Annotated in this window: 9 protein-coding genes; 1 reads left to right on the top strand and 8 read right to left on the bottom strand. The window is 67.2% G+C overall.

Features of this window, described 5'->3' with window-relative positions; all coding sequences use genetic code 11:
• Positions 1-30: 30 nt before the first annotated feature.
• The 5 genes from IJ15_RS0104340 to IJ15_RS0104320 form a co-directional block, all read right to left on the bottom strand.
• Complete coding sequence (locus tag IJ15_RS0104340) at positions 31-1,533, bottom strand: oligosaccharide flippase family protein (RefSeq protein ID WP_031937124.1); 1,503 nt, start codon at positions 1,531-1,533, stop codon at positions 31-33.
• Entirely contained in the window at positions 1,530-2,276 is a 747-nt protein-coding gene (locus IJ15_RS0104335) for a phosphotransferase (protein WP_081880582.1), read from the bottom strand. Before IJ15_RS0104335 ends, IJ15_RS0104340 begins: the two co-directional genes overlap by 4 nt.
• Entirely contained in the window at positions 2,273-4,402 is a 2,130-nt protein-coding gene (locus tag IJ15_RS0104330) for a glycosyltransferase (protein ID WP_197059739.1), read from the bottom strand. The genes IJ15_RS0104335 and IJ15_RS0104330 overlap by 4 nt, the downstream gene beginning before the upstream one ends.
• A gap of 1 nt (position 4,403) precedes the next feature.
• Positions 4,404-5,762, bottom strand: coding sequence for an exopolysaccharide biosynthesis polyprenyl glycosylphosphotransferase (locus IJ15_RS0104325; RefSeq protein ID WP_051918495.1), 1,359 nt, complete (start codon positions 5,760-5,762; stop codon positions 4,404-4,406).
• A gap of 678 nt (positions 5,763-6,440) precedes the next feature.
• Entirely contained in the window at positions 6,441-7,955 is a 1,515-nt protein-coding gene (locus tag IJ15_RS0104320) for an MFS transporter (RefSeq protein ID WP_031937120.1), read from the bottom strand.
• Between the two features lie 119 nt (positions 7,956-8,074).
• On the opposite strand from IJ15_RS0104320, the gene IJ15_RS0104315 reads away from it, so the two are divergent.
• Entirely contained in the window at positions 8,075-8,629 is a 555-nt protein-coding gene (locus IJ15_RS0104315; RefSeq protein WP_031937119.1) for a TetR/AcrR family transcriptional regulator, read from the top strand.
• On the opposite strand, the gene ilvA is transcribed toward IJ15_RS0104315, so the two are convergent.
• The 3 genes from ilvA to IJ15_RS0104300 all read right to left on the bottom strand — a co-directional run bounded on the left by ilvA (position 8,622) and on the right by IJ15_RS0104300 (position 12,345).
• Entirely contained in the window at positions 8,622-9,971 is a 1,350-nt protein-coding gene (ilvA, locus tag IJ15_RS0104310; protein ID WP_031937118.1) for a threonine ammonia-lyase IlvA, read from the bottom strand. The two genes, IJ15_RS0104315 and ilvA, sit on opposite strands and share 8 nt — an antisense overlap.
• 61 nt (positions 9,972-10,032) lie before the next feature.
• On the bottom strand, positions 10,033-11,808 hold the full coding sequence (locus IJ15_RS0104305) for a pyruvate dehydrogenase (RefSeq protein WP_031937117.1): 1,776 nt from the start codon (positions 11,806-11,808) through the stop codon (positions 10,033-10,035).
• 99 nt (positions 11,809-11,907) lie between these two features.
• A complete protein-coding gene (locus tag IJ15_RS0104300; RefSeq protein ID WP_031937116.1) occupies positions 11,908-12,345 on the bottom strand; it encodes a nitroreductase family deazaflavin-dependent oxidoreductase in 438 nt (145 codons plus the stop codon).
• Positions 12,346-12,503: the final 158 nt, after the last annotated feature.

Below are 12,503 nucleotides of genomic sequence, written 5' to 3'. Positions count from 1 at the left end.
TGCTGTTCCTCGGTAACCTCCCCCAGTTCACTACGCCGCATGTTCGAGCTCCCGACCGTCTGTGTGCCGCCCGCCCCGCAGCACTCGAATACGCTGCGCCATAACGGGATCGAACCGGCGGGTGAGAAGTATCCACACGAGCCCGTAGGCCGCACCCGCGGAGAGCAGCGCAGGAACCAGTGGAAGACCACTCGTCAGCAGCAGCACAGACACGGCCGTGGCCCCGACCGCGACCGCGACTCCCCGAACCACGCCGTGCACGCGCGCCACGGTCACGAGCAGTGCCCACATGACGAACATCTGGACCGCGTAGGCGGTCGTCTTCGCGATCGCGGCCCAGACGAGACCCCCACTGGCCAGCAGCATCCAGTTCATCGCAATGTTGATCACCAGGGCCAACGCCGTAGCGATCGGAACCACAGGCGTCGGACTGCGCGCGAACAGGGCCTTCCTGGCGAGCTGACCGAGCCCGAACACCAACGGTGCAGGCGCCAGGCAGACCAAGAGCGCACCGGCTTGATATCCGCTGCCGAACAGAAGGTCCACCAAGTCCTGACCGCGAGTGGCAAGTACTGCTCCGTACGGCAGATAGACGACGAACATCAGCACGACACCCACACCCACGGTCCTGCCCAACGCGTCGCGGTCCTTGGCCCGGACCAGGTCGGGAGCGAGAGCGTGCCCGACCGACCACGTGATGAACAACGCGGTCTCCATCAGCCGGTAGGCCACGCCGTACACGCCGACGGCTGCATCGCCCAGGATCATCTGGATGAGGATCACATCGATACGAGTGACCGCCTCACCGACGATCTCGTTGACCCCCATCACCGGTGCTGCCCGGAGGATGGTCTTCGTCTTCCCCCAGGTGACCCGGCGGAACTCCGTTCGTGCCCCGTGCCGACGAGCCAGGAGGGTCATGGCCGTACACGCGGCGAGGCCGGCGACGTTGAATGCCACCGCGAGGCTCACGGTGCTCGGGGAAATTGTCAACAGCACCAGCGCCGCCACCAACGTGAGCGCTCGTTGGAAGACGGTCACCGCTGCCGTCGCCTGCTGTTGTTCGAGGACCACACACGCCGACCGCTGGGCGTCGGTCATGACGTCGATCACGGCCGCCGACACCATCAGGACGATCGTGAGACGAGCGCTCGTGGAATCTCTCGCCAGCACGAACGGCACTGCGGCGCCGAACGCCGCGACCGTCAGGACCAGCCGCACAACCATCAGCGGACCGAGGTACTCGTTGAGCAACCGAGGGTCACGTCCGGTCAGTTGGATGAGCCGAGCTTCCAGACCCAACGACGGAATGGTCGCGAGGAGAGTGCCGATGCCGAGGGCGTAGGTGAACAGGCCGAACTCATCGAGCCCGAGCAAGCGGGCGGACCATGCGAAGGTCACCAACGTGGCCACCTTGCCGAGGACCTCCCCGGTCGCCAACGACCCGACGGCGGTCGCCAGGTGGCGCGCGCGCCCGTGCGGGGAACTCGACGACGTGGCCGAGACCTCCACCGGATTCTTCTTCAGCGTCACAACATGTTCCGAATATCTCGCGCCCAGTGTCGAGCCAAGTGCCACCGAGCGTGCGCGGCGTCCACGCGCGAACGGCTCACTCGGCCGGTGACGAGATCGGCCAAGTGCCGCAACGCCAGCCATTCCAGCTGGTCCGCGATTGTGCCGCGGTCATCACGGGTGGCAGCGCGGAGTAGCAGTTCGAGCCCGTACTCTGCGTCGGAGGTCCTGTCGAGCGTGGTGACCAAACGCAGCGCATCGGCATGGCGAGGACCGCGTCCCGCGTGCTCGAAGTCCAGCAGGCACACGACCCCGTCGCCGAGGTTGAGAACGTTGCCGACGTGGAAGTCACCGTGCACGGTCACCTGTGAAGGGATCCGTGCCACCCGTCGCCGTGCCCGGACGAAGACCACCGGATCGACACCGGCCGCACACAGTCGAGCCGCACGGGTGAGAAGCGACGTCCGGGGAGCCCGCCATCCCGAGGCGGAGATTCCGAAGCTGGGTTCCGGTGCAGCCGAGACCATCCCCGCAAGCGCCAACGCCGCCTCGACGTAGTTCGCTCCCGAGGACGACAGCGACGGCACGTACTCGCTCACCAGCAGCGATCCGTCCCCGTCGGAGTCGACGGTCGAGGGCGTGCGGATACCGTGAGCCGTCGCCCAGTCGCGGCCACGCATCTCCAGAAGGTTTCGGCGACGGGAGTCGTCGTCATGACCTGTACGGGTGACCGTTCTCCTAGCCGGTTCCGAATGGACGGTCATGCCCGCTGCCCCACCAGTCCGGCCACAGCTCCGGCCGCTTTGGACAGGTCTCGTCCGGCAGCGACCGCCGGCACCAGCGCCAAAGTCGCGATTCCGCCTCGCTCCCGGAGCACCCGGCGCACGGGCAGGGAGAGGTAGGCTGCGGCAGCAGCCAGCGCCCCGGCCTGAGCGCCGCGATTCCCGGACAGCGCAACTGCGATTCCGGCCGGATACGCGAACGCCCTCAACAGGTCCCGGCCGAGCAGCGAGGCGCGGCGTGACGCCCCGGAACCGAGGCCGTATCTGTAGTACATCCGAAAGTTCTCTCGAAGCGTCGGTCGCTGGTCCCAGCGCACAACGGCATCGCGGACCAGCCGCGGTGTCGCGCCGGACGCCACCGCCTGCTGCCCGAACAGCACGTCCTCGCCGGTCTGCAGGTCCTCCCGGAATCCGCCGACTCTTTCCCAGACATCCCTGGTCATCGCAACCGAACGGCCGGTCGGCCTAGCCGGGTCGAAGACGCGGCCGAGGACCCTGCCGTACAGGTCGGACCACGGCGTCGGTACCGCCAGTTCGTGTGGATCGGGATAACCGACGGCCCGCAACGCACGTTGGAACGCCCCGGTTGCGGACACGTCGTAGACACCGGTCCACAGGCCGTCGCCGGGATGTTGCGCTATGGCAGACCGAAACGCCTCGAGCCAACCCGCGGCCGGCACACAGCCGGCATCGGTACAGACGATGTGCTCGTTGCGTGCGGCAGCGATCCCACGGTTTCTACCAGCGGAGATGCCAGCGCCTTCGGCACGGAGCGGGCGGATCCTCTCGTCTCGGCTCGCCTCGTCGACGAGATACTCCCAGGTGCCGTCGCGAGAACCGCCGTCGACGATGACGAACTCGTCATCCGGACGCATCTGGTTCATCACCTCGTGCAGCAGCACCGCGATGGTGGCAGCCTCGTCGCGCACCGTGACAACGACACTCAGCCGAGCCGTACCGGCAACGCCGATTCCCGGCCGATGGACGACAGACGCCAGGTATTCGACGAACAGGTCCGAGGCGCCGGCCGCGTCGAGACGGTCGGCAGCTGCACGGAAGCCCGCTCGACCGATCCGCGAACGCAATTCCGGGTCTTCGAGGGCACGCAGTGCACGATCGACATCGGACGGATCGGATGCGGCGACCACGAGTCCGCCCTCCCCCACCCAGGCGCCTACGGACTCCACACAGACGACAGGGATGCCCGCCGACATGGCCTCGAGTGCCACCATGCCGAACCATTCCGCGGTGCTGTCGGAGCCCCTGGTGGTCCGGGTGAGAACGGCGAGCGCATCGAATCCGTACACGCGCGAAGGGAAGTCGTCGACCGCGGCATGGATCGAGACACGCTCGTCCACGCCGAGCTCGCGCACCAACGCGTGCAGTCGCGCTCGTTCGTCCGGATGTGCGGGGTCGTCGATGCCGAAAATCACCAGATCCCAGAGTCGTTCGCCTGCTGCCGACAGTGCTATCGCGCGGATCGCGTCCTCGAACCCCTTCTCCGGCACCAACCGGCCACCCATACCCAGTACGAGAGTCGATCTCACCCCGTGCGCGCCGACGGCGGAACCGACGCCCGGCACCGTGTTCGCTGAACCCACCGTGGAGCGAGCGGCCGGGGACGGCCGCGGCGGTTCGACGACGACCCGACGCGCAGATCGGCCGAACACGGACACCCTCTTCGAGGTGGAGATCTCGCCGGTGAGCAGACGCCCCACCAGGCGAGCCCAGGTGTGCGCGAACGAGTCGTCGTGACGCACCCAGACGGCGGGGGTGCCCAACCACAGCCGAGCCGGCACCGCGATCAACCCGGCTTTGACGCCGTGCGCAACGATGACGTCGGGGCGCAACCGTCGGACCGCACCGACCATCCTTGCTGCCGCCCTGGATATTTCGCCGACCCCCGTGCCAGTGGGCAACACGTGGGCGCTACCGCCGGCACTGTTCCATCTGGAAGCCAACCTGCCGGGAGCGAGAATCACCGCGTCCCATTGCACTCGGTCGGTGGCTTCCGCCAACAGCAGTTGGTAGATCTCGGCTCCGCCGACCATTCCGCTCGGGTGGAGCGCCAGCACACGAAGCTGTTGCGGCGCGGGATTCGACTCCATCTCAGGCACCTCGTCCCCTGAACACACTGATGACGGTCTGGAGAATGATCTTTGCGTCGAGCCACAGGGACCAGTTCGCGATGTAGACGTTGTCGAACACAGCGCGATCATGAATCGATGTGTCGCCGCGGAGTCCGTTCACCGCGGCGTAACCCGTCAAGCCCACCGGGACACGGAGTCGGTACCGGTATCCGGGAACGGTCTGGGCGAAGTGCTCGGCGAATTCCGGGCGCTCCGGGCGAGGCCCGACGACGCTCATATCCCCTCGTATCACGTTGACCAACTGAGGGAGTTCGTCGAGCGAGGTGCGCCTGATGAATCGTCCGACCGGACCGATTCGACGATCCTCCGCAATCGACCACAAGGATTCCGAATTCTCCTCGGGGACAGGCAACATCGATGTGAACTTGTAGAGCACGAACTCCCGATTGTTTCGGCCGATACGCACCTGACGGTAGATGACCGTTCGCGTCTCGAACCACACTGCGCACGCCACCACCGCCATGACCGGCGCCAGGAGGACGAGCGCAGCCGACGCGGCCAGGAAATCGAAGAGCCGCTTGAGCACATAGGCTGCGCCATCAGTGCGCCTCGGCGTGATGTCACGAACCGGAATGCCCCACAGCTGGTCACTTCCAGCTGCTCGATGCCACTTGGCCAGCCGGAACCGGTCCGTCTGATACACCTGCACGCCGTAGTCTCCGGCCACTTGAAGTACATCGGTGAGCCTGCCTTCGTCGACCATGCCCACGACGAAGAAGTGAGAAACGCCGTAAAGCTGGACGACCCTGCCCAGTTCGTCGATCGACCCGAGAGTCGCGCTCTCGCGGAGTCGCTCGTCCTCACTGGAGCCGGGCACCGACACCCGCCCGACCGGGACCACGCCAAGAGCGGGGTGGGCGCTCATTGCAGCCGAGAGCTCGCGACCCGTCGGACTGTCACCGATGATCACAGCGCGTCCGACGCAGCGACGACCGGCGGTCCTCGCACGACGCTCGACGGTGTACAGCATCGCTCGTGCGAGGACCGCAACTGCCGCAACGAGTCCTAGAGTGTCCGACACGTCCGGAAGCTCGCCGTCCGTCACCGCCCGCCCACTCACCACCACGGCACCGGCACCGCCGGCCAGCCCGAGCAGCAGTATCGGGAAGTCGTCCAGTACCGACAGTGTGAATCGGACCCGGTACAAGCCTGTCCAGATCCACACGGCCACGCATCCGACAACCAGTGCGAGCAGGCCCGGCCATGCGATGGGTGTGCGCCACACGAGGAGAAGCGGAACCGAAATATCCACCGCCACATAGGCCACGAGCGGCACGACCGGACCGGCAAGTCGGCGCGTGTCCGGAATCCCACCCATCTCGGATTCGCTTGACGGCGTGATTGTCTGACTCACACCTATCCCCCCCTACGCAATGACGAAGAAGCTCTGAGTTGGGGGGCGAGACCCCCGGTACAGCCCCCGCTGTACCCATCGCCCCAGGGGATCGTCACCCAGGGCCGACATCGCGACAGAGTAGCTACTGTCTGCGACCAAATTTCACGAAAGCGCCTCTTCCCGGTCTGGAGCGTTCGGGCCGACCCAGCGCTGACGCACCCCGGCCGCCCGATCGGAAGACGATCAGGCCGGCACGGCAGGGCTCGCGACAGATCAAAGCCAACCTCCCCACAATTCGAGGCCCTTCTCGTGAACACTCGACCGAATCCGGCCACGGCGAAATGAATGATGAATGAACGAACACCCCGACATGGGATATACAAGCACAGACCGCAACGGCCGATATCGCCCGAATCTGCGCGCTGCACCACGACGGAACCAGCTGGTTTTCCGAAACATACTGGTCAGCACGATAGCTCCCTGGCATGCACCTCAGCGGAGTAGCAGAAACGACGACAGCACGCGAAGGGGCAAATCACCCCGAGAATCACCCGTTGAACGTTGAATCAAAGGTCCCGAGTCCGACATCGCCACCCGGATACGGCAGCGGCCGGCCCGATCCACAGATCGGGCCGGCCGCTCGAGCCTTGCAGCTACATGTCAGCGCTGACGCAACATCCGCGCCGCCAGGAGTGCGGTTGCGAACAGGATGATCGCTGTCGCGCCGGCTGCGATGTGCATGCCGTCGACGAACGCCGACTGCGCGGCATCGACGAACACCGCGCCCTGATCGGCCGGCATCGACTTCGACACCTCCACCGCGCCGCCGAGCGTGCCCTGCGCGATGTGCGCCTGATCGGGCTCCAGCGCCGAGACGTCCAGGCCACGACGGAAGATCGCGAGCACCACACTGCCGAGGACGGCGACACCCAGCGCCACACCCAGTTCGTATGCGGTCTCCGAGACCGCCGACGCCGCACCGGCCCGTTCCGGTTCGACCGCGCTGACCACCAGGTCGGAGGTGAGCGTCAACGCCACACCGACGCCGGCGCCAGCCAGGATGAATCCGACGACGAACGCTTCCGGCCCGGTGTCGGTCCCCAGCGTGATCAACGCCGCCGCACCCAGGGCCGCGACCGCGAGACCGACGCTCAGCACCCGACCAGGCGCCCAGCGCCGGACGAGCCACGCCGCCGCGACCGAGGCGACTGCGCTGACGAGCGTGCCCGGCAACATGAGCAGACCGGCATCGAGCGGACTGTAACCGAGCACCAACTGCAGGTACTGCGACCCGAAGAACAGCACGCCCGCAAGCGCGAAGATCGACAGTAGGTTCGTCACGACCGCGGTGGAGAACGCCGGTCGCGCGAACAGCGACAGGTCGATCATCGGATCGTCCAACTGGCGCTGCCGGCGAACGAAAGCCCAGCCCGCAGCGGCACCGACGACACCGATCATGGTGAGCGTCCAACTCGGCCCGTGCACCGCAGTCTCCTTGACCGCGTACACCATCGGCACCATCGCGAGCATCGACAGACCGGCACTGGCTAGATCGAAGCGCCCCGGCGACGGGTCCTTGGACTCCGGAATCACCAGCGGCCCGAGGATGAGCAGCCCGACCATGACCGGGATGTTGATCAGGAACACCGAACCCCACCAGTAGTGCTCGAGCAACCAGCCACCGACCAACGGACCGGCCGCCGCGCCGCCACCGGCCATCGCGCCCCACACACCGATCGCGGTGGTGCGCTGGCGCGGATTGACGAACATCGTCCGGATCAGACCCAGCGTCGCGGGCATCAGCGTCGCACCCGACACGCCCTGCAGGACGCGGGCCGCGATCAGCATCTCGGCGCTGCCCGACCACGCGGCGATCAGCGACGCCAACCCGAACCCGGCCGCACCGATGAGAAGCAGCTTGCGGCGTCCGATCCGGTCACCGAGCGTGCCCATCGTGACCAGCAAACCGGCGAGCACGAACGAGTAGACGTCGATGATCCACAGCAACTGCGTGCCACTCGGCGCCAGGTCCTCGCTGATGAACGGCAGCGCCAGGTCCAGGACCGTTGCGTCGACGGCGATGAGCAGGACCGCGAAGGCCAGCACGACCAGCCCGAGCCAGTCCTTCCGGCTGGCCCGAACCTCGTGCGGATCCCGCACCGCGTCCAATGACATCTCTTCTCCCCACGCGTTCTTCTCGGATGAACGGAAACCGACCAGATGGTGAACCGTCCAGCCGGTATAGCACCTCGACCAGGGTAGCAGTTGACCGTCCAGCCGGTACATTGATTTTCATGGCCTCCGACACACGCGATCGCATCCTCGACGCCCTCGAAAGCCTGCTGCACGACGTCGGCGTCGCCCACGTGACGCTCGAAGCCGTCGCCGCAGCGGCCGGCGTCTCGAAGGGCGGACTGCTGTACCACTTCCCGAGCAAGGAAGCCCTGCTCGCGTCGATGGTCCGCCGCCTGGGCGACCGGTCCGACCGGCAACTCGCCGACGCCGTCGCCGGCGGCCGGACCGTGTCCGAGATCTACCTGCAGTATCCCGGCGCCGAATCGGCGGAGGAGATGGCGCTGTACCGCTCGATGATCGCGGCGATGCGCAGCGCCGACGGGCAGCACGACGAGGTGCAGCAGGCCGTCGCCGACGTGATGCGCTCGTGGGACGACGGACTGATCGCCGAGATCGACGATCCGGTCCAGGCCGAGATCGTGCGCCTGGTCGGTGACGGCATCTACCTCGCGGCCCTGCTCGGCCTCCCCGAGACCGACCCGGAACTCCACCGCCGGGTGGTGGACCGACTGCTCGGCACCACCGCGGCGACGGAGGACGACCCCGCTACGTGAGGTAGCGGTACGCCGGGGAACCGGGCTCGAGCTGCTCCACCTGCAGACGCGACTCACGCATCCGGTCGAGCAGGTCGGTCAGCCCGTCCGCCGAACCGAGTTCGATGCCGACCAGTGCCGCACCCGTCTCCCGGTTGTTGCGCTTGACGTACTCGAACAGGGTGATGTCGTCGTCCGGCCCGAGCACCTCGTCGAGGAAACGTCGCAGCGAACCCGGCTCCTGCGGGAAGTCCACCAGGAAGTAGTGCTTGAGACCGAGGTGGACGAGCGAGCGTTCGAGGATCTCGCCGTACCTGGACACGTCGTTGTTGCCGCCGGAGATCAGGCACACCACCGTGCTCCCCGGTTCGACGTCGAGCTGACCGAGCGCGGTCACCGACAGCGCACCGGCCGGCTCGGCGATGATGCCCTCGTTCTGGTACAGCTCGAGCATCGCGGTGCAGATCGCACCCTCGTCGACCTGCGTCATCACGAACTTTCCCGACCCACTCGTGCGGGTGGTCGCGAGCAGCGGTAGTGACGCATGCGAGACGACGCTCGCGCCGAGCACCGAGACCACCGCGTACGGCAGGTCACCGACCCGCTTGACGGCCGCGCCGTCGACGAACGGGTCCACCTCCGGCAGGGTCACCGGGCACCCGGCGACGAGGGCCGCCGTCATCGACGCCGCCCCCACCGGCTCGACACCGATGATCGTGGTCTGCGGTGCCCGCTCGTGCATGTACGTCGCGATGCCGGCGATGCAGCCGCCGCCACCGACCGGGACGATCACGCTGTCCGGCGCGTGCCCCAGCTGCTCGAGGATCTCCGCCGCGATGGTGCCCTGGCCCGCCGCGGTGCGGGTGTCGTCGAACGGCGGCACCATGGTGGCGCCCGTCCGCTCCACGTCGGCGGCCGCGGCGGCCGCGGCGGCGTCGTAGGTCTCCCCCGTCGGGATCAACTCGACGAAACCGCCACCGTGGACCATGATCCGGTCGCGCTTCTGCTTGGGCGTGTTGGCCGGCACGTAGATGCGGCCGCGGATCTCCATCGACCGGCACGCGAACGCCACGCCCTGCGCGTGGTTGCCGGCACTGGCCGTGACCACGCCCGCGGCACGCTCGGCGTCGTTCAACTGCATGATCAGGTTGTAGGCGCCGCGCAGCTTGTAGGAGCGGACCACCTGGAGATCTTCACGCTTGAGGTACACCCGCGCGCCGGTCAGCGCCGACAGCCGATCACTGAGCTGCAGGGGTGTCGCGTCGATAATGTGCGCAATTCGCTCGGCAGCAGCATCGATCTCGTCCGCGGTGAGCGCGGGCGAGGTGACCTTCAGTTCTGCGAGTTCAGGCGAATTTGACACCCAACCATGTTCCCACTGCGTACCCGGTACCGCGCAACCGCCCCGCCGCCCGCGGGCGGCGTCAGTCCTTCCGCGAGAACTGGGACGGACGCGGCACGTTCCTCAGGTTGGACTTCGCCATCTGAACGGCTTGCCCAACACCACCGTTCATCACCATCCGCGACATCGCCAGCGCGAAACCGCGCACCTGCTCGCCGGTGATGGTCGGCGGCAACGACAACGCATTCGGGTCGGTGACGATGTCGACGAGCACCGGGCCGTCGTGGTCGAGCGCCGACCGCAGTCCCTCCTCGAGATCCGCCGGATCCTCGATCCGCCGTGAGTGGATCCCCAGCGCCGCAGCAACGGCCGCATAGTCGACGGACGGGACATCGACGCCGAAATCGGGCAGACCGTCGACCAGCATCTCGAGCTTGACCATGCCGAGGGTCGAGTTGTCGAACACGACGATCTTGACCGGCAACTTGTACATCGCGACGGTGACGAGATCCCCCAGCAGCATCGACAGCCCGCCGTCACCCGACATCGCCACCACCTGACGGTCCGGCTGCGCGAACTGCGCGCCGATCGCGTGCGGCAGCGCGTTCGCCATCGAACCGTGCAGCGCCGACGACAGGAATCGGCGTCGGCCGTTGGGCGTGAGGTAGCGGGCGGTCCACACATTGCACATTCCGGTGTCCGCGGTGAAGATCGCGTCGTCGGCGGCCAGGTCGTCGAGGATCGACGCCGCGTACTCGGGATGAATCGGGACCCGCTGACCGACCGGCTCGGTGTAGGCCCCGACGACGCGGGCCATGAGCTTGTCGTGCCGGTCCAGGGTTCGGTCGAGGAAGCCGCGGTCGGACTTGCGTTCCACGAGCGGTGCCAGCGCCCGCAGCACCGATCGGGTGTCGCCGTGCACCGCGAGATCGACGCCGGTGCGCCGACCGAGTTTCTCCGCCGCGATGTCGATCTGCGCGGTCCGCACGTCGTCGGGCAGGAACTGGTCGTACGGGAAGTCGGTCCCGACCAGCAGAAGCAGATCGGCCCCGTGGATGCCGTCGTGCGCCGCGCCGTAGCCGAGCAGCCCGGTCATGCCGACGTCGAACGGGTTGTCGTACTGGATCCATTCCTTGCCCCGCAGGGAATGACCGATCGGGGCGCCGATCGTGTCCGCGAGGCCGAGCAACTCGTCGCGGGCGCCGAGGACCCCGGCACCGGCGAAGATCGCGACCGCCGACGCGGCGTTGATCGCGTCGGCGAGCGCTCGGACGTCGTCGTCGGCCGGCACCACCGACGGTGTACCCGTCCGCACCAGTGGGGGCGCCGCACCCTCCGCCCGCTGATCGGCGACATCGCCCGGCAGCGTGATCACCGCGACCCCGGACTGCGCGATCGCGTGCTGCATCGCGCTCTGCACGATCCGCGGCGCCTGCGCGGGGACGCTGATCATCTCGTTGTATCGGGAGCACTCGACGAACAGTCGGTCGGGATGCGTCTCCTGGAAGTACCCGGTCCCGATCTGCGTGCTCGGGATGTGGGAGGCGATCGCGAGTACCGGTGCGCCCGAACGGTTCGCGTCGTACAGGCCGTTGATCAGGTGCAGATTCCCGGGACCGCACGAGCCCGCGCACACCGCGAGCCGCCCGGTGATCTGCGCCTCCGCGGCGGCCGCGAACGCCGCGACCTCCTCGTGCCGGACGTGCACCCAGTCGATGCCACCCGACGCCGCTCCCCCGGTGCGCCGCACCGCGTCCACGACCGGATTGAGACTGTCTCCGACGATGCCGTAGATGCGCTGCACACCCGCATCAAGCAACTGTGAAACGAGTTGATCTGCAACAGTTTTCGGCGCCATTTCAGCCTCCGCCCGAACGGTCCGGAATCGAGAGCTTGCTCCTCGCAGGCTACCCGGGTCCGGGCCGTTCGGCGCGGCGACAGCGATTGTTCCGGCGGATCAGTCCTGCGGCGCCAGCACGAAGACCGGGATCTGACGATCGGTCTTGGTCTGGTAGTCGGCGTACGCCGGCCACGCCTCGACCGCCCGCTTCCACCACTCGGCCTTCTCCTCGCCGGTGACCTCGCGCGCGATCATGTCCCGCTTGACCGGACCGTCCTGGAGTTCGACGTGCGGATCGGCGACCACGTTGTGGTACCAGACGGGATGCTGCGGCGCGCCGCCGAGCGACGCGACCACCGCGTACTGCCCGTCGTGTTCGACGCGCATGAGCGGCGTCTTGCGCAGCTTGCCGGACTTGGCGCCCTTGGTTGTCAGGATGACGACGGGCTTGCCCTCCATCGTCGTCCCCTCGGTCCCGCCGGAGCGCTCGTACAGATCGACCTGGTCCGCGGCCCAGGAACTGGGACTGGGCTCGTATTCACCGATGAGTGGCATGCAACCAGTGAACACCGCGCACATGATCTCGACCACCCGAATGCCCGGACGTCGGGAGTTTCGTCCGCCTCCGTCAATTGTTCGCTGGACCGAACTTCGAAGTATGCGTACTCTGAACTCACCGGGAGAGCCGGCCGAAACCAGGAGACGAGGTGACC

This window comes from Prescottella defluvii (assembly GCF_000738775.1).
Lineage (GTDB): Bacteria > Actinomycetota > Actinomycetes > Mycobacteriales > Mycobacteriaceae > Prescottella > Prescottella defluvii.
The sequence above is the reverse complement of the archived record's forward strand: the minus strand, read 5'-3'. Positions and strand labels throughout refer to the sequence as shown.